Genomic DNA, 18436 nt, shown 5'->3' with positions numbered 1-18436 from the left:
CAGGGCGAACGCCCGATGACTTGTAGGAGCCGGCTTGCCGGCGATAGCGTCCGTGAGACCGCCATCGCCGGCAAGCCGGCTCCTACAAAAAGCAGTTCTGTGCTTACCGGTCGAACGCATCCCACGCCGGTGCAAAGTCAGGGCTGACCAGTCGTTCGCGTTTCGACAACCCGGCAATCAACGCCCGGTCTGCGTCATCGAGCTGGACGTCCAGCGAGGCCAGGTTGGCCAGTTGATTAGCTTCGCTGCTGGCCTTGGGGATCGCCGCAACGTTCGGTTGATCAAGCAGCCATTTGAGTGCCACTTGTGTCGGCAGAACCCCGTGTCTGGCGGCGATCTGCTGGATTTGCGGGATGTCCGAGACCTTGTTGCGGGCCAGCGGCGAGTAGGCCGTCAGTGCCAGGTCATGTTGACGGGCGTAGTCCAGCAGCGCGTTTTGTCCGAGCAACACGTGGTATTCAACCTGGATGGCTGACAGCGGGGCGCCCAGTTCTTCAACGACTTTACGCAGCAGCGGCAGCGGAAAATTCGCCACGCCGATGTTGCGTGCCAGGCCTTGCTCCTTGAATGACACCAGGGTTTCGATCGTGCGTGGCAGGTCCCAATCGGTGGTCGGCCAGTGGACCATGAACAGGTCAACGTAATCGCTGCGCAAGGCCTTGAGGCTGCGATCCATGGAGTGGCGCATGGCATCGGATTGCAGTTGATCCCACCAGACTTTGGTGGTGACGTGGATCTGCTCGCGAGGCGTAGGACTGTTCACCAGCGCCTGACCGACGGCCTCTTCATTGTTGTAGGCGGCAGCGGTGTCGATGTGCCGATAACCCAACTTCAACGCCTGTTCAACGGCGCGTGTGCATTCTTCGCCGAGCATCGGCCAGGTGCCGAGGCCGAGTTTGGGCATGTTCAAACCCTGTGCATTAACGATGCGCTGCATGGTCGATCTCCTGTTCGTAAGCAGTGATGCCGGCGATATGTCGCGCGGCGATGTAGCCGAACGTCAGCGCCGGGCCGAGATTAATGCCGCCGGCGGGGTAATGCCCGCCCATGATGCTGGCCATGTCGCCGCCCGCGGCGTACAGCCCGGCGATGACCTGGCCGGATTCGCCGAGGACCTGGGCGTGTTGATTGACCTTGAGCCCGGCGAAGGTGCCGAAGCAGCCGGGCAGGACCTTCACCGCGTAAAACGGCCCTTGCTCGATGGGTGCGACGCACGGGTTGGGTTGCTGCAAGGCGTCACCCTGTTTGCGGTTGTAAGGCGTCGAACCGCGGCCAAACAAGGGGTCTTCACCGTTGCGCGCATGCTGGTTGTAGTCCGCCACAGTGCTGCGCAAGCCGTTCGGGTCGATGCCGCAGGCGTGGGCCAATTCCTCGATCGTGTTGCCGGTTTTCAGATAGCCGCTGCGGATAAAGGATGACAACGGAACCGGAAACGGCCGAGAGATGCCCAGCCCATATCGGCGTTGAAAACCATGGGTGCAAATCAGCCAGGAGGCAACCTCTTCGCCGGCAGGCGCAGCGGCGACCATGGCCGTTACATAGTCGTAGTAGCCGTTCGCTTCATTGACGAAGCGCTGGCCGTTGCTCAGTACGCCGATGATCCCCGGTTTGCCCCGCTCGATGATGTGCGGGAAGTGACCGATGCTGCCATCCCTGTGTGGCACTTGCGAGACCGGTGCCCACGCTACGGGAGAGGCCATGTCGGTGTTGACCCGGGCCCCGGCGCTTTCGCCCAGGCGCAAACCGTCACCGGCCACGCCGAGGGGGGCAGCGCCCAGTGTTCGTTGCCGGTCGGTGTGCGCGGGAACAGTGCCTTGCGCCGCTCGGTGTCATTGGCAAACCCACCGGCCGCGAGCACCACAGCCTTGCGTGCATGGATGCGGACCTTGCCCTTGGCGGTGCTCACCAGCGCGCCCCGGACCTGATCGCCTTCGCGAAGCAACTCGCTGACAGGCGCTGATTCCCAGAGCAGCACGCCAAGGTCTTCGGCAGATTTTGCCAGGCGAGCGACCAGCGCCACGCCGTTGACCAGTTGCATCGCCCGGCCATGCACAATCAGGTCGAGCAGGTGCCGGGTGAAGCGCCGGGTGACGTGCCACGCGGCGGGCACCGAACGGGTCAGGTTGAGAAATGCGGCCAGGTCCGCCCCCGCCATGATCGGCATGCCCATGAACGAAGTTTCCCGCATGGTTTTGCGAAGACGCCTCAGCAGCTTGCCGACTTTTCGCCCGTCATAGGGCGCAGCAATCACCGAACGTCCGCCCGTTCCGGCACCGGGCGTATCGCCATGTATGTCGGCGATGGCATTGCCATCGGCGAATTGCAGCGAGGTGTGCTGTTCGAAGAAGGCGACCATCCGTGGGCCCGCCTCAAGGAACGCATCGATCATTGCCGGTTCGTAGCGCTCACCGAGTTCATGCTTGAGATAGGTGCGCGGCAACTCGACGTCTTCGACGATGCCGGCGCGGCGGGCCAGAGGATTGCACGGCACCCAGGCCCAGCCGCCGGACCACGCCGTGGCTCCGCCGAATACCGGGTCTTTCTCCACCACGATGACTTTCAATCCGTGCCATGCAGCGGTGACCGCTGCCGATAACCCGGCTGCACCGGAGCCGACGACCAATACATCGCAGTCGATGTCTGGTGAGCTGTGGGATTCGGCAGGCATTGTTTAAAACTCCAGTGCATATTTTTAGAATTAGATTCCAGAAAATATAGCGACGTGAATCCGCTCGGCAACCACTCAGCCGATAAAACGGGCGGTTACCGAACAAGCAGTTCCAGATTTCGCATTAGGCGGTTTGTCTTCTAGAATCGGGCAAATTTCAGGCGGAACCTTCCATGGCCGGCAGTCAGATCGAACGTGTTTTCAGCGTGCTGGAAAGCCTCACCAGTGACCCTCGCGGCCTGCCGATGCAGACGCTGGCAGAGCAACTGGACATCCCTAAAAGCGCGACTCATCGCTTGCTCGCCGAGCTGATTCGGCTGGGTTACGTGCGGCAGAATCCGGATAACCTGCGCTATCACCTGTCGACCAAACTGGTGGCCATGGGGTTCCGTTATCTGTCGGGAAGCGGCGCCGATATCGTGCAGCCAGTGCTTGATCGCCTGGCCCAGGAAACCGGCGAACTGGTGCGCCTCGGGGTCATCGAGGGCGAGCGTCAAACCTGGATCGCCAAGTCCCAGGGCGCCCGCTCCGGTCTGCGTTACGACCCGGACATGGGCCGTGATGCGCCGCTGTTTTACACGGCGTCGGGCCATGCGTGGCTGGCGTGCATGAGCGATGCCGAAGCGTTGTCGCTGGTGGAACGCCAGGGCGGCGAGCGGCCAAAAGACCTCGGGCCGAACGCGCCGCGCTCCAACATTGAATTGCTCGAGCGCCTGCGTCTGGCGCGGGAGCAGGGCTACGCCTGGGTCGAAGAGAGCTCGGCGGTGGGCACTTCGGCGATTGCGGCGGTGGTGCGTCACCCGAGTGATGGGCGAGTGATCGGGGTGCTGAGCATTGCCGGGCCGAGCGCGCGGATGCCGGGGGTGCGGCTGCATGAGTTGGCGCCGCTGTTGTTGAGATTTGCCGAAGAGTTGTCGGCGGCGAGTCTCGCGTCAGAATTCTTCAGTTAACCACCGCCGCACAGGAATCTTTGTTCGCCGGAAAGTTGTGCGTTGTTCGCACGCTTTCGTGAATCGCTTGTGTAAGAATCTGGAACCAGGTTCTAAATTGTTGAGGGTCAATCAACAATAATCACAAGAGGACCGCACCATGACTTCGCCCGTTCGCATCGCCCTGATCGGTGCCGGCAACATGGGCCAGCAGCATTACCGGCATCTGCACACCCTGAAGGACGCGACCCTGTGCGCCGTAGCCGATCCTGGCCCGCAAGCGGCAGGCCTCGCCGCCGAATGGGGCGTGGGGTATTTCGCCGATCACCGTCAGATGCTGGAGCAGGTGAAGCCGGACGCGGTCATCGTGGCCAACCCGAACACGCTGCACGTCAGCACTGCACTCGATTGCCTGGCTGCCGGCGTGCCGGTCCTGCTGGAAAAACCGGTCGGCGTGCACCTGGATGAGGCGCGCGAGTTGGTAGCCGCCTCGAAAGCCACCGGCGTCCCGGTGCTGGTCGGCCATCATCGTCGGCACAATCCACTGATCGTCCGCGCCCGCGAACTGGTGCAAAGCGGTGCTTTGGGACGGCTGACGACGGTGACCGCGCTCTGGCAATTACGCAAACCCGACAGTTATTTCGAAACGCCGTGGCGCCGCGAACCAGGCGCGGGAATGTTGCTGACCAACCTGATCCATGACCTCGATCTGCTGCGCCATCTGTGCGGCGAAGTGCGGCAGGTTCAAGCGATCACCAGTAATGCCGTGCGCGGGTTTGCCAACGAGGATTGTGCGGCGGTGTTGCTGCAATTCGACAACGGCGCACTGGGCAGCCTGACCGGTTCCGACGCAGTGGCGGCGCCCTGGAGTTGGGAGCTGGATTCCGGGGAGAACCCGGTGTATCCGCGTCAGGCGGATCAGCCGTGTTACTTGTTGGCCGGTACCGGCGGCGCGTTGAGCATTCCGCAACTCAAGCGCTGGCATTACGCCGACGCTGATGGGGGATGGCATCAACCCTTGTTGCCGATGCAGGAAAGCGTCAGCGCCGATGAAGCCCTGGGTTTGCAGTTGCAGCATTTCGTGCGCGTGGTGCGTCGGGAAGTCGAGCCGTTGGTCAGCGCTGCCGATGCGGCACGCACACTGGCGTTGATCGAAGCCATCCGCGAGGCCGCCGAAACCGGTCGCGCCTGCACCCCCGTGGTGATCGAGGAATGAACATGAATGAACGGATCTTTTCCCTGGCCAGTCTGACGGTACTGGAATTGTCACCGCCGCAGATGGTGGACGTCGCGGCACGTGCCGGGTACAGCCACGTGGGACTGCGCCTTGAGCCGGCGACACCCGAAGAACATCACTTTGCGCTGGTAGCCGATGTCGGTTTGCGGCGTGAGACGCTGGCGCGGCTGCGCGACACCGGTATTCGTGTGCTGGATGTTGAAATCCTGCGTCTTAAACCGGACACCGTCGTCGCCGACTTCGAGAAAACTCTGGCAGTCGGTGCGGAGTTTGGTGCCAGTGAATTGCTGGTGGCGGGTAACGATTCTGACGAGCAGCGGCTGACGGAAAACTTCGCCCGGCTCTGTGATCTGGCGGCGCCTTACGGACTGCACCCGCACCTGGAGTTCATGCCCTGGACTGATGCGCGCAATCTTGAACAAGCGGTGCGCATTGTCGAAAACGCTGATCGTGAAAACGGCGCGGTATTGGTTGATGCTTTCCATTTCGACCGCTCGGGTTCTCGGCTGGAAGATCTGGCCAAAGTCGCCCCGTCACGGTTACGGTATGCGCAGTTGTGCGATGTGGCGGGGCCGCGACCGACGGACATGGCGGAGATTTTGCGTCAGGCCCGCAACGAGCGACGTTTTCCAGGTGATGGCGATTGTGATCTGGCGGGGTTGTTGCAGTGTTTGCCGGCCGATATTCCGCTAAGCCTGGAGATTCCGACGGTGAAGTTGTTGGAGCAGGGCGTGAGCGGGTTGCAGCGGGCGCAGATGGCGCTGGATAAGGCCCGGGAATTGTTGGCAAGAATCTAGAAGGTGCTGCGCACCTGTTCGCGGGCAAGCCACGCTCCTACAGGGTTTTCCATTGCTTTTGTAGGAGCGAGGCTCGCCCGCGAAGCTTTTGACTTTCGAAGTAAAAAAGGAACCCCAATGACCGTCAGCACCCCGCTCTCCGGCGTAAACCAACCCTTCAAAGGGATTTTGCTGATCGTCTTCGCCACCTTTCTCTTCTCCAGCCATGACGCCTTGTCGAAATACCTTTCGGGGTTCTACCCGATCGTCATGGTGGTGTGGGCCCGGTATGTGGTTCACACCTTGTTGATGGCCGGGATTTTTCTGCCGCAATCCGGGCTGCGAGTCCTACGCACCAAACGACCGTTGCTGCAGTTGCTGAGGGCGTTGTGCCTGTTGGGCACCAGTCTGTTTTTCACCACCGGCTTGCAATACATCCCGTTGGCCGAAGCCACCGCGGTCAACTTTCTTGCTCCGGTCCTGGTGACTGCGCTGTCGGTGCCGCTGCTGCGTGAGCGCGTTACCCGTGGCCAATGGATCGCGGTGATTTGCGGATTTATCGGCGTATTGATCATCGTCCACCCCGGCGGCGATCTGTTCACGCCAGCGGTGCTGCTGCCGCTCTGCTCGGCGCTGTTTTTCTGCTTCTATCAATTGCTCACCCGCAAGCTCAGCAGCGTCGACAGCCCGACCACCAGCAACTTTTTCGCCGGGTTGTGCAACACCCTGGTGATGAGCGCGCTGGTGCCGTTCTTCTGGCAAGTGCCGAGCCTCGGGCATGGATTGATGATGGTGGCGCTGGGGGCATGCGGGATGACGGCGCACTTGTTCCTGACTCAGGCATTCCGCTACGCCGCTCCGGCGCTGTTGGCGCCGTTCGGCTATTGCCAGATTGTCTTCGCCGGCTTGCTCGGCTGGTTGCTGTTTTCCCACACGCCGACCCTGACCACGGTGGTCGGGATCGCGGTGATTTGCTGCAGCGGTTTGGCGGCGGCCTGGCAGCAAAGCCGTCGCTGAACAGGGTCAGAATCTGAAGCGCACCACCAGGTTTTGCAGGCCGGTCGCCAGTTGCGACAATTCCTGGCTGGTGGCGCTGGTCCGGGTCGAAGCGTCGGCACTTTCCAGTGACAGGTCGCGGATGTTCAGCAAATTGCGATCCACCTCGCGGGCCACTTGCGCCTGTTCCTCTGACGCGCTGGCGATCACCAGATTACGTTCATGGATCTGCTCCATTGCCCGGGTGATTTCTGCCAGTGCCAGACCCGCCTGTTCGGCAATCGACAAGGTATCGGCGACGCGCTGACTGTTGTCGTGCATCGACAGCACCACGCTGTCGGTATCGCCCCGCACCCGGCCAATCATCTGTTCGATTTCGCGGGTCGATTGCTGGGTGCGATGAGCCAGCGCCCGTACTTCATCGGCCACCACTGCAAACCCACGCCCGGCTTCCCCGGCGCGCGCGGCCTCGATGGCGGCATTGAGCGCAAGCAGGTTGGTCTGTTCGGCGATGGCGCGGATCACGTCCAGCACCTTGCCGATTTCCCGGGATTGCTCGGCCAGCGTCTGCACCTGTTGCAGAGCAATGCCGGCATTGCTGCTCATCGCCTGAATCGAATCCAGTGTCTCAATGACCCGCGTCTGGCCCTGGTTGGCTTGCTGCGTGGACAGGCGAGTGCTGTCGGAAGTCGACACCGCGTTACGTGCGACTTCTTCCACCGCGACTGTCATCTCGTTGACGGCCGTGGCGGCTTGCTCGATTTCATTGTGTTGCTGTTGCAGCCGAGCGGAATCCTGCCGAGTGTTCTGATTCATCTGCAGCGCAGCCGCCGCCAATTGCGTCGAGGTGCCGCTGATCAACTGCAGGGTTTCGCGCAGGCTGGTTTGCATGGCCGACAAGGCTTTGAGCAAACGTGCGGTTTCATCGCTGCCGTGGCTGTGGATCGGTTTACTCAAGTCCCCGGCGGCGACTTGCTCGGCCACGGCGACGGCCTGACGGATCGGAACGACGATGCTGCGAATCAGCAGCCAGGCCAGGCACAAGGTCAGGAGCGCAACGGCGATCAGCGCACCGATCACGGTGAACTTCACCTGGTTGTAAAGCGAGTCGGCCTGGCTGGCCGACAGGCTGACTTCATTGGCGGCAAGGGCCATCAATTCGGCGAACTGGTCACCGGTCTGGGTCGAGTACTCCTGGATTTTGCCGTTGAGCAGCGCGGTCATGTCTTCGCTGCGGTTCTCCCGCGACAGCGCTTCATATTGAGCCAACGCCTGACGGTAACGGGTGACGGTGGCAACGAACTTTTCGTACGGCTCCCGGTTGTAATCACCGACCAGCGGGGTGAATTTTTCCAGCGTCTCGCCCAGCCAGCCTTGTACTTGATGCAGGCGTGTGACGGTAGCATCGAGCACTTTGGGGTCGCGGTTGAGTGCCATGCGCAGGCTGAGTACGCGAATGCTCAGGACATAGTCGCGGATTTCACCCAGGTAGCGAACGCTCGGCAGGGAGATGTTTTCCGTGTGCTGGCCGGTGGCGCGGACCTGTGCAACCTGTTTGAGGGCGAACAATCCCTGCAACAGAACCAGCAGGGCGATAACGCCGAAGCTGATCACGGCGCGTTTGGCAATGCTCAAGTGACCTGGCGACATGGTGGGTCTCTGTGGTGTTGAGAAAAAAGGGGGCATTCATAAATCCTGCGCATAAAAAAACGCAGGCCCGGGATCAGGCCTGCGTTTGGGGTGTATCAGTTTTCGACTGTAGGAATCTTGCGCGGCGCCATGAAGTACATCCAGGTCAGCGCGATGAAGTACATCGCCGGAATGATGGTGAACAGCACGGTGTAGTTGTTGTTGGTGATGGTCAGAATGTGGCCGACCAACTGGGTCATGAACATCCCGCCAATCGCCGCACACATGCCGCCGAAGCCGAACACCGTACTCATCATGTGTTTAGGCGTGTAGTCCATCACCAGGCTCCAGATGTTCGCGGTCCAGGCCTGGTGTGCACCGATGGCCAGGGAGATCGCAAACACCGCCACCCACAGGCTGCTCGAACCGGCGGCCATGACCACGCCGATGATGCAGCAGGCGAACAGGAACATCGACATCAGGCGCGCCTTGATCGGGTTGATCCCGCGGCCGATCAGGAACGAGGACAGGATGCCGCCGCCAACGCTGCCGAAGTCAGCGGTGAGGTAGATGATGATCAGCGGGATACCCATCTGGGTCACGTTGATCCCCAGGTTGTATTGCTGATTGAGGAACGGTGGCAGCCAGTACAGGTAGAACCAGAACACCGGCGCGGTGATCGAGTAGGCGAGGGCGAAGGCCCAGGTGCCACGCATGCGCAGGATTTTGGAGAACGGTACGCGGGATTGTTCCGGTTCGACTTCCTTCTGGATGTAGTCCAGTTCCGATTGTTTAACGCTTGGGTGATCTTCCGGGTTGAAGTACTTCAGGCCCCAGAACAGCAGCCAGATACCGCCCAGCGACGCCATGCACAGGAACGCGGCTTGCCAGCCCCACACGTGCAGGATCAGTGGCAGCAGCATCGGGGTGAACATCGCACCGACGTTGGTGCCGGCGTTGAAGATGCCGGTGGCCACGGCGCGTTCGCCGGCCGGGAACCACAACCGCGTGGTTTTCACGCAAGCCGGGTAGTTGGCGGCTTCGGTCAGCCCGAGGATAAAGCGGCAAACCATGAAGCCGACCGCTGACGTGGCCAGGCCGTGGGCGCCGGTCGCCAGGCTCCAGAGCAGCACCGCGCAGAAGAACACGCGCTTCACGCCGACCCGGTCGATCAGCCGGCCTTGCAGCACGAAACCGATGGCGTAGCCGACCTGGAACCAGAAGTTGATGTTGGCGTAATCCATCGCCGTCCAGCTCATTTCCTTGGCCAGGATCGGCTGCATCACGCCCAGTGCGGCACGGTCGATGTAGTTCAGGGTGGTGGCGAAAAACACCAGCGCCAGCATGCCCCAACGGGTCTTGCCGACGGCCATGGCGCCGCGGATCTTGTCGCCGATGCCACCGACGGCAGGAGTCGTGGAGGAACGCTCCACGGGAGAGCTTTGAGAAGGAGTCATGTAGGCCACCGATTATTTTTATGTGGTGTTCTGAGTCTTGGGTCACCGAGACCGATGGTTGTGACCGGACTCAATGTGTAGTGGATGGTGGGCAGTGGACGAAAAATCGTCAATTCGCCAAAGGCCATTGTGTTCGATAATCGCACGGAAAACTAACCGGATAGTACACTTTGAATTGCTGTGCTCGATACTACAGCCAATAATTTACTCCATGAAAAACGCGGTCCCTTGTAGGAGCCGGCTTGCTGGCGATGGGGTCCTCAAGATTGCCTTCGCGAGCAAGCTTCGCTCCTACAAAAAATGCGTGCAATGCCCCTAACAAGATGGTCTCCACCACCGGGAGTCGAAACATGCAGCGTTCCATTGCCACCGTGTCCTTGAGCGGTACCCTGCCGGAAAAACTCGAAGCCATTGCCGCCGCCGGTTTCGACGGGGTGGAGATTTTCGAGAACGACCTGCTCTATTACGACGGCAGTCCTCGGGAAATTAAACAGATGTGCGCCGATCTCGGGATCGCCATCACGCTGTTTCAACCGTTCCGCGATTTCGAAGGCTGCCGCCGCGACCGCCTGCCGCGCAATCTGGAGCGGGCCGAGCGCAAGTTCGACTTGATGCAGGAACTGGGCACTGACCTGGTGCTGGTGTGCAGCAACGCTTCCGCCGATTCCGTGGGTGATGAGCAAATCCTCATCGACGACTTGCGCCTGCTGGCCGAGCACGCCGGTGCGCGTGGTCTGCGAATCGGTTACGAGGCGTTGGCCTGGGGCCGGCACGTCAACACCTGGCAACAGGTATGGAACATCGTTCGCCAGGCGGACCACCCAAGTCTGGGCGTGTTGCTGGACAGTTTCCACACGTTGTCGCTCAAGGGCGATCCGAGTGCCATCGCCGACATTCCCGGCGACAAAATCTTCTTCGTGCAAATGGCCGACGCGCCGATCCTGGCCATGGACGTGCTGGAATGGAGCCGGCATTTCCGCTGCTTCCCGGGCCAGGGCGAATTCGATTTGCCGGGGTTCCTCGCGCCGATCATCAAAAGTGGCTACACCGGGCCGTTGTCGCTCGAGATCTTCAACGACGGCTTCCGCGCCGCACCGCCACGGGCCAACGCCGCCGATGGTTTGCGTTCGTTGCTGTACCTGGAAGAGAAGACCCGCGAGCGGCTGGCGCAGGAAACCAAACCTGCGACCAGCCCGGACATTCTGTTCGAGACGCCGAAGGCCAGTGAATACAACGGCATCGAGTTTCTTGAGTTCGCCGTGGACGAAAGCCTCGGCGCCAGGCTTTCTCATTGGCTGGAGCGGCTGGGCTTCGTCAAGGCCGGTCAACACCGTTCAAAAAGCGTGAGCCTGATGCGTCAGGGCGACATCAACCTGATTCTCAACTCCGAGCCCTACTCGTTTGCCCACAGCTTTTTCGAAGCGCATGGCCCGTCGCTGTGCGCCACTGCGGTGCGGGTCAATGACAGCGCCAGCGCGCTGGCCCGGGCCGTGGCTTACAAAGGTCAGCCTTATCGCGGACTGGTCGGCCCCAATGAGCTGGAACTGGCTGCGGTGCGCGCGCCGGATGGCAGCCTGATTTACCTGGTGGACCAGGACGCCGACGTCTACGGCACCGACTTCAATCTGCAACCGACGGAAACGGCCAGCGGTGGCCTCAAGCGCATCGACCACATGGCCATGGCGTTGCCGGCCGACAGCCTCGACAGTTGGGTGCTGTTCTACAAAAGCCTGCTGGATTTCGAAGCCGATGACGAAGTGGTGCTGCCCGATCCGTATGGTCTGGTGAAGAGCCGGGCGCTGCGTAGCCGCGACAGTTCGATCCGCTTGCCGCTGAACATTTCCGAGAACCGCAACACCGCGATCTCACACGCGCTGTCGAGTTATCGCGGCTCCGGCGTGCATCACATCGCGTTTGACTGCGACGATATCTTTGCCGAAGTCCGTCGGGCCAAGGAGGCGGGCGTACCGCTGCTGGATATCCCGCTCAACTATTACGATGACCTGGCGGCGCGGTTCGATTTCGACGACGAATTCCTCAGCGAACTGGCTTATTACAACGTGCTGTACGACCGTGATGCCCAGGGCGGTGAGCTGTTCCACGTTTACACCGAGCCGTTCGAAGGGCGGTTCTTCTTTGAAATCATCCAGCGCAAGAACGGCTATGCCGGTTACGGCGCGGCGAATGTGGCGGTGCGGCTGGCGGCGATGGCCAAATCCCGCAGCGGCGCCATTCGTCAGGCGAAGTTGTAGCAATTTCGTAAACGCGAGGTTAAACCGCTGCCGCGCGGCTTCCTTCACTGTGCCGTGCGGCTCATAATCGCCAGCCTGTGCAGTGATGGCCGTGAGCCCGCAATGACAATGACATCAGAACTCTCCGTAGCGCCCGACGAACCCATGGCCGAGCCACGCAAGAGTCGCAAGAACAACCCGGAAAAGACCCGCGAGAACATTCTTCAAGAAGCCATTGTAGAGTTCGTCCAGCAGGGGCTTTCCGGCGCTCGCGTCGATGCGATCGCCGAGCGTATCCACACCTCCAAACGCATGATCTATTACTACTTCGGCAGTAAGGAACAGCTCTACATCGAGGTGCTGGAGAAGCTCTACGGCGATATCCGCAGCACCGAAAACCGCCTGCACCTGGCCGAACTGGCGCCGGTGGAGGCGATTCGGCGGCTGGTGGAATTCACCTTCGATCACCATGATCGCAATGTCGATTTTGTGCGCATCGTCAGCATCGAGAACATTCACAATGCCGAATTCGTGAAGCGCTCCGATGCGATCAAGGCGATGAACAACACCATTCTTGATTCACTGGGCGTGATATTGCGTCGCGGGGTTGAAGAGGGTGTGTTCCGGGCGGGGCTTGAGCCCTTGGATGTGCATCTGTTGATCAGTTCGTTCTGCTTCTATCGCGTGTCGAACCGCCATACGTTTGGTGAGATTTTTCAGATCGACCTGCCGGACGAAAGCATCAAGCAGCGTCATCGAGAGATGATTTGCGAGTCGGTGTTGCGATACCTGCAGGCCTGACGCCTTCGCGGGCGAGCCTCGCTCCTACAGGTTTTGCGTTGATCTGTAGGAGCGAGGCTTGGTCTGGGCGGCATTCCGACGAAGCTTTTCAGCTATTCATGCTTTGAAAATGCGCCAGCATTCGCTGTGCATCCGGCACCACGCCGCTGAACAATTCAAACGCCTTCACCGCCTGAAACACCGCCATGTTGCCGCCATCCAGTGTCCGGCATCCCAAGGCGCGGGCGTTGCGCAGCAGTTCGGTTTCCAGCGGGAAGTACACGATCTCCGCCACCCACAACTGTGGCCTTAGCAACTCCACCGGGACCGGCATGCCAGGCAGTTTTTTCATGCCCATAGGCGTGGTGTTTACCAGGCCGTCAGCCTGAGCCAGCGTGTTCGGCAAATCATGACCCGCCACGGCTCGACCAGCGCCGAAATGCTGATTGAGATTGTCCGCCAGACTCTGCGCGCGACTGATTTCCACATCGAAAATGCTCAACCGCTGTACGCCTTCGCTCAATAGCGCGTGGGCCACCGCCGCACCGGCACCACCGGCGCCCATCTGGACGACACGCTCAAGGGCAACGCCCTGCAAGCCACGGCGAAAACCTTCGGCAAAACCCAGGCAATCGGTGTTGTGGCCGATGCGTCTGCCGTCCTTCAACACCACCGTGTTCACCGCGCCGATACCGCGGGCTTCCGGCGACAATTCGTCGAGCAGGGGGATGATCGACTGCTTGCACGGAAAGGTGATGTTCAGACCGGTGAAGTTCATACGTTCCGCCGCCATCAACAGGTCGGGCAGGGCGCTGCTGTCGAGTTTCAACTGATCGAGATCGATCAGGCGGTAGAGGTAACGCACACCCTGGGCGTCGCCTTCATGTTCATGCAGTGCGGGCGTACGGGACGCCTGAATGCCGGCGCCGATCAGCCCGGCCAGTACCGCGTTGTTCTGAGTCACGGCGTTCACCCTTTCAAGCGCAGGCTGAAATGCTCCAGCGCCAGGCGATAGCCGTGGCTGCCGAAACCGGCCATTACTGCGGTGGCAATGGCTGAAACAAAGGAGTGGTGGCGGAAAGGTTCGCGAGCATGGACGTTGGACAGGTGGACTTCGATCACCGGCAATTCGCTGGCGACCAGGGCATCACGAATGGCGACCGAGGTGTGAGTCCAGGCGGCGGGGTTGATGACGATCCCGGCGCAACGACCGCGGGCGGCGTGAATCCAGTCGAGCAGTTCGCCTTCATGGTTGGTCTGGCGAAACTCCACCGCCAGGCCGAACTCTTCGGCGGCCCGGCCGCACAACGCTGCGATATCCGCCAGGGTTTCGCGGCCGTAAGTTGCCGGTTCACGGGTGCCGAGCAGGTTCAGGTTCGGGCCGTTGAGCACCAGAACGATAGGGTTCATCAGGGTCTCTCCACATATTATTTTTGGCATGGGCTGATGCTTCAGCCTGTGGAGATAAATTGTACTAGATGGTTAATTTGGTCAATTGAACAGGCGCCAAGACGGAGGTTTGTGTGCGGTGATCGGACGGTTTCGGTGTCTCAACGCGGCAAATGCTCGATCAGAAAATCAATAAACGCCCGTAATCGCAGAGGCACATGGCGGCTTTGCGGGTAAAGCAGGGTGAATGGTCGTGACCGTCCGCCGTAAGGTTTGAGGATTTCCACCAGCGAGCCATCGGCCAGCTCTTTTTCGACGATAAAACGATAAGTCTGGAAGAGACCCGCACCATGTTTGGCCAGGGTCACACCGCCCAGCACGTCGTCGGAACAACTGAGATCGCCCTCGGCGAGGATTTCGCGCTGCACGCCATCGTCGTTGAACAGCCAGGCAATCCGCCGACCGCTGCTGGGCAAATCGTACTGGATGCATTCATGATTTTTCAGGTCATCCAGGGTTTGCGGCGTGCCCGCGCGCTTCAGGTAGTCGGGGCTGGCGATCATCACCAATTGCGCGTCCTCCAGTTGCCGGGCGATCAGCCCGGAATCCGGAATCGCCCGCACGCGGATGGCCAGGTCATAGCCTTCACCGACGAAATCGATGTTGCGATTGCTGATGTGCGACTCGACTTTCACCTGCGGAAAACGCTCCCGAAACGCCGGCAGCAACGGCAGGATCCGGTGATGCGCATACGTCGTGGGAATACTGATGCGCAAGGTGCCTGAAGGCTCTTGCTGCTGGCCCATCACTTCGCGCTGAGCCTCGACCAATTGCGCCAGCGCCTGACGACATTCTTCGTAATACCGGCGCCCGCTATCCGTCAGTTTGACACTGCGAGTGGTGCGCGCGAACAGCCGCACGCCCAGGCGTTCCTCCATGCGCGACACGGACCGACTCACCGCTGCCGGCGTCACGCCAGCGACCAGCGCGGCGGCGGTAAAGCTGCCCGCTTCGGCGGCGAGGCAAAACAGTTCGATGCTGCCGAGCTGAAGATCGTCGAATGTTCGCTGCATGATTGATTACACCGGGGATCAAATGGAGGGCCTGATGCAGTGTTTATCAAATTGCGGAAAGGATTGCTTACCATTTTTGCTCCTGGGTGCCGCTGGAAGCCTTGCTGGTCCGCGCATGCCATATCTCACCGAATGAGCACGCACAAAAAAGCCGTCGAAATGACGGCTGTTTTGTATCGCTCAGCAGCAATCAACGCCGGGTCAACAACACCCCGGATTCCATGTGGTGAGTCCACGGGAACTGGTCGAACATTGCGCATTGGGTAATGCGGTGGGTGTCGTGCAACTGGGCAATGTTGGCCGCGAGCGTTTCCGGGTTGCAGGAGATGTACAGGATATTGTCGAAGCGTCGGGTCAACTCGCAGGTGTCCGGGTCCATGCCGGCGCGAGGCGGGTCGACGAAGACGCTGCCGAACTCGTAGCTCTTGAGGTCGATGCCGTGCAGGCGACGGAACGGGCGAACTTCGTTCAGGGCTTCGGTCAGCTCTTCGGCGGACAGGCGCACCAGCGTGACGTTGTTTACCGCGTTTTCGCTGAGATTGCTCAGTGCCGCATTGACTGAGGTCTTGCTGATCTCGGTGGCCAGCACTTTGCGTACGCGGGTCGCGAGCGGCAGCGTGAAGTTGCCGTTACCGCAATACAGTTCCAGCAGATCGTCGGGACGGTCGCCGAGTGCGTCGTAAGCCCAGTTCAGCATTTTCTGGTTCACGGTGCCGTTGGGCTGGGTGAACGCGCCTTCCGGCTGGCGGTAGCTGAACGTGCGGCCACCGACTTCCAGTTTTTCGACCACGTAATCGTGACCGATCACTTCGCGTTTGCCTTTCGAGCGACCGATCACGCTGACGTTCAAGTCGGCTGCCAGCTTCGATGCCGCCGCGTGCCAGTGTTCATCCAGCGGGCGGTGATAGCACAGGGTAATCATCGCATCGCCGGCCAGGGTGGTCAGGAACTCCACCTGGAACAGCTTGTGGCTCAGGGCCGCACTGGCTTTCCACGCGGCCTTGAGCTGCGGCATCAGTTGATTGATGCGCAGGCTGGCAATCGGGAACTCTTCGATCAGGATCGGCGTGCGTTTGTCTTCCTGGGAAAACATCGCGTAGTGACGCTCGCCGGCTTCACGCCACAGGCGGAATTCGGCACGCAGGCGGAAGTTCTTCAGCGGCGAATCGAACACTGCCGGCTCCGGTGCATCGAACGGGGCCAGCAGGTCGCGCAGGCGCGAGACCTTTTCTTCGAGCTGAACGGTGTAAGCCTGGGAATCAAAAGTCATGCGTTGAACCAACCCAACTTGATCACAAACAGAATCGACAGAATCACCAGCGCCGGGTTCAGCTCACGGCCGCGACCGGACAGCAGCTTGATGGCGGTCCAGGAAATGAAACCGAAGGCGATGCCGTTGGCGATGGAGTAAGTGAATGGCATGGCCAGCGCAGTGACCACGACCGGTGCGGCAACGGTGATGTCGTCCCAGTCTATTTCGGCCAGGCCGGAAGTCATCAGGACTGCGACGAACAGCAGTGCCGGCGCCGTGGCAAATGCCGGAACACTGGCGGCCAGTGGCGAGAAGAACAGCGCCAGCAGGAACAGGATCGCCACCACAATGGCCGTCAGACCGGTGCGGCCACCGGCGCTCACGCCCGCGGCGGATTCGATGTAACTGGTGGTGGTCGACGTACCCAGCAACGAACCGGCCATGGCCGCGGTGCTGTCCGCGATCAGCGCGCGGCCCATTTTCGGCATGTGGCCGTCCTTGCCCATCAGGCCGGCGCGTTTGGCGACGCCGATCAGAGTGCCGGAGTTGTCGAACAGGTCGACGAACAGGAAGGCGAAGATGACGCTGACCAGACCGATGTCCAGTGCACCCTTGATGTCCAGTTGTAGGAAGGTCGGCGCCAGCGATGGCGGCATCGACATCACGCCGCCGAACGGGGTGAAACCGAGGGCAATCGACGCAATGGTCACGACCAGAATCCCGATCAGCACCGCACCGCGCACGGCGAGGGCTTCAAGGGCAACGATCAGGGCAAAACCCAGGGTGGCGAGGATCGGTGCCGGTTGTTTCAGGTCACCGAGGCCGACCATGGTCGCCGGATTGCTGACCACGATGCCGGCGTTGTGCAGGGCGATCAGCGCCAGGAACAGGCCGATACCGGCAGCAATCGCCGAACGCAGCGGCAGCGGGATGCTGTTGATGATCCATTCCCGGATGCGGAAGATCGACAGCAGGAAGAAGCACACTGCCGAGATGAACACCGCGCCCAGTGCCACTTGCCAGGTGTGGCCCATGTGCAGGACCACGGTGTAGGTAAAGAAGGCGTTCAGGCCCATGCCCGGTGCGAGGGCGATCGGGTAGTTGGCGATCAGGCCCATGGTCGTGGAGCCGATGGCGGCTGCCAGACAGGTGGCGACAAACACCGCACCTTTGTCCATGCCGGTCTCGCCGAGGATGCTCGGGTTGACGAACAGAATGTAGGCCATGGCCAGGAAGGTCGTGACGCCCGCAAGAATCTCGGTCCGCACGTTGGTGTTGTGTGCCTTGAGTTGAAACAGCCTTTCCAGCATGTCTGCTCCCCGTGGCGCGCCCGGCGCCGTGAATGTATCGACCTCAACAGCAAAGCACAGACCGCAGCAGGCGCCTGGTAATTTTCTGTGGGTCGGAAAAAGCCGCGCATCATACCAGCCGCGTGGGGTTGTGGCTGCTTATGGTGGTGATCGTCGTCGATGTTTTGCGTTAAAGCCAAGTGCGCCATACTGCGCGCTGGTTTTGGGGGACATGGGGATTGCATGAAAAAGCGTCTGGTTAACGTATTTGGAGTATTGATTGCCTTGATGCTGGGGGCGCAAACCGCTTCGGCTGCCTCGGCGGCGCCGTTGAGCCAGGTCAAGGTGCTCAAGGTCGAGTCGCCGGCCTGTGGGTTTGAGGACATTGGCGAGGGGCAGGAGGCAACACGCTGCGATCACAGCGGGCCGAACATCAAGATCTACGTGCTGGAAGTCGGCTATGGCCGCAAGGCGCAAGTCGGGCTGGACGGTTTCGATGTGGACGGCACCCGGACCCCGGTCTGCGCCTTTGATAACGGCAACCTTACCGATTGCACCGTCGGCAGAAAAACCGTGGGCTATCTGTATGTCTTCGATCTGGCCGGCAAGCAAGAAGGCACGTTCACCTTCAGCAACACGTCCATCAATGCGCCGGGCAACACGCTGTCGACGCAGCTTTACATCAAGTAACGGCCGGCTCGAACAAGGGTCAGGAAAGCTGACTACGCTT

At 60.7% G+C, this 18436-nt stretch carries 14 protein-coding genes and 3 pseudogenes; 7 read left to right on the top strand and 10 right to left on the bottom strand.

What is annotated here, in order from left to right:
* Positions 1 to 103 precede the first annotated feature (103 nt).
* Positions 104 to 937 (bottom strand): aldo/keto reductase, encoded by an 834-nt coding sequence (locus tag K5R88_RS16980; protein ID WP_226298085.1) that lies wholly within the window; start codon positions 935 to 937, stop codon positions 104 to 106.
* A pseudogene (locus tag K5R88_RS16975) lies at positions 921 to 2668 on the bottom strand (FAD-dependent oxidoreductase). The gene K5R88_RS16980 and the pseudogene K5R88_RS16975 overlap by 17 nt, the downstream one beginning before the upstream one ends.
* Before the next feature lie 173 nt (positions 2669 to 2841).
* On the opposite strand from K5R88_RS16975, the gene K5R88_RS16970 reads away from it, so the two are divergent.
* From K5R88_RS16970 to K5R88_RS16955, 4 genes are all read left to right on the top strand, one after another.
* A complete protein-coding gene (locus tag K5R88_RS16970; RefSeq protein WP_008041922.1) occupies positions 2842 to 3618 on the top strand; it encodes an IclR family transcriptional regulator in 777 nt (258 codons plus the stop codon).
* A 139-nt stretch (positions 3619 to 3757) separates the two neighbouring features.
* Positions 3758 to 4813, top strand: coding sequence for a Gfo/Idh/MocA family protein (locus K5R88_RS16965; protein WP_226298084.1), 1056 nt, complete (start codon positions 3758 to 3760; stop codon positions 4811 to 4813).
* Positions 4814 to 4815: 2 nt separating this feature from the next.
* On the top strand, positions 4816 to 5631 hold the full coding sequence (locus tag K5R88_RS16960) for a sugar phosphate isomerase/epimerase family protein (RefSeq protein ID WP_226298083.1): 816 nt from the start codon (positions 4816 to 4818) through the stop codon (positions 5629 to 5631).
* 117 nt (positions 5632 to 5748) lie between these two features.
* The gene (locus K5R88_RS16955) at positions 5749 to 6627 is read left to right on the top strand and encodes a DMT family transporter (RefSeq protein ID WP_008028930.1); all 879 of its coding nucleotides are present in this window, start codon (positions 5749 to 5751) and stop codon (positions 6625 to 6627) included.
* A 6-nt stretch (positions 6628 to 6633) separates the two neighbouring features.
* On the opposite strand, the pseudogene K5R88_RS31015 reads toward K5R88_RS16955, so the two are convergent.
* The 3 genes and pseudogenes from K5R88_RS31015 to K5R88_RS16945 form a co-directional block, all read right to left on the bottom strand.
* A pseudogene (locus K5R88_RS31015) lies at positions 6634 to 7233 on the bottom strand (methyl-accepting chemotaxis protein); the annotation flags it as partial.
* Between the two features lie 303 nt (positions 7234 to 7536).
* Positions 7537 to 8256: pseudogene (locus K5R88_RS31010) on the bottom strand (MCP four helix bundle domain-containing protein); the annotation flags it as partial.
* Positions 8257 to 8351: 95 nt separating this feature from the next.
* Complete coding sequence (locus K5R88_RS16945) at positions 8352 to 9608, bottom strand: MFS transporter (RefSeq protein WP_223414472.1); 1257 nt, start codon at positions 9606 to 9608, stop codon at positions 8352 to 8354.
* A gap of 434 nt (positions 9609 to 10042) precedes the next feature.
* Between K5R88_RS16945 and quiC the strand changes: the two genes are divergently transcribed.
* On the top strand, positions 10043 to 11944 hold the full coding sequence (gene quiC / locus K5R88_RS16940) for a 3-dehydroshikimate dehydratase QuiC (protein ID WP_226298081.1): 1902 nt from the start codon (positions 10043 to 10045) through the stop codon (positions 11942 to 11944).
* Positions 11945 to 12046: 102 nt separating this feature from the next.
* Positions 12047 to 12724, top strand: coding sequence for a TetR/AcrR family transcriptional regulator (locus K5R88_RS16935; RefSeq protein ID WP_226298080.1), 678 nt, complete (start codon positions 12047 to 12049; stop codon positions 12722 to 12724).
* An 88-nt stretch (positions 12725 to 12812) separates the two neighbouring features.
* On the opposite strand, the gene K5R88_RS16930 is transcribed toward K5R88_RS16935, so the two are convergent.
* The 5 genes from K5R88_RS16930 to K5R88_RS16910 form a co-directional block, all read right to left on the bottom strand.
* The gene (locus tag K5R88_RS16930; protein ID WP_207285507.1) at positions 12813 to 13667 is read right to left on the bottom strand and encodes a shikimate dehydrogenase; all 855 of its coding nucleotides are present in this window, start codon (positions 13665 to 13667) and stop codon (positions 12813 to 12815) included.
* Between the two features lie 5 nt (positions 13668 to 13672).
* Positions 13673 to 14113, bottom strand: a complete 441-nt coding sequence (aroQ, locus tag K5R88_RS16925) for a type II 3-dehydroquinate dehydratase (RefSeq protein WP_226298079.1) — start codon at positions 14111 to 14113, stop codon at positions 13673 to 13675.
* A gap of 140 nt (positions 14114 to 14253) precedes the next feature.
* Positions 14254 to 15165: a LysR family transcriptional regulator gene (locus tag K5R88_RS16920; RefSeq protein WP_008028916.1), complete on the bottom strand. Its 912-nt coding sequence runs from the start codon at positions 15163 to 15165 to the stop codon at positions 14254 to 14256.
* 190 nt (positions 15166 to 15355) lie between these two features.
* On the bottom strand, positions 15356 to 16435 hold the full coding sequence (gene trmA, locus K5R88_RS16915) for a tRNA (uridine(54)-C5)-methyltransferase TrmA (RefSeq protein WP_192228019.1): 1080 nt from the start codon (positions 16433 to 16435) through the stop codon (positions 15356 to 15358).
* Positions 16432 to 17727 (bottom strand): NCS2 family permease, encoded by a 1296-nt coding sequence (locus tag K5R88_RS16910; protein WP_008028910.1) that lies wholly within the window; start codon positions 17725 to 17727, stop codon positions 16432 to 16434. The genes trmA and K5R88_RS16910 overlap by 4 nt, the downstream gene beginning before the upstream one ends.
* 222 nt (positions 17728 to 17949) lie before the next feature.
* Here K5R88_RS16910 and K5R88_RS16905 point away from each other — a divergent pair, with 222 nt between their 5' ends.
* Positions 17950 to 18396, top strand: a complete 447-nt coding sequence (locus K5R88_RS16905; RefSeq protein ID WP_226298078.1) for a DUF4879 domain-containing protein — start codon at positions 17950 to 17952, stop codon at positions 18394 to 18396.
* The last annotated feature ends 40 nt before the right edge of the window (positions 18397 to 18436 follow it).

Origin of the sequence: Pseudomonas sp. MM213, assembly GCF_020423045.1 — a bacterium.
Classification (GTDB): domain Bacteria; phylum Pseudomonadota; class Gammaproteobacteria; order Pseudomonadales; family Pseudomonadaceae; genus Aquipseudomonas; species Aquipseudomonas migulae.
Note: the sequence above shows the minus strand (reverse complement) of the source record. Positions and strands in the feature narration are given on the sequence as shown.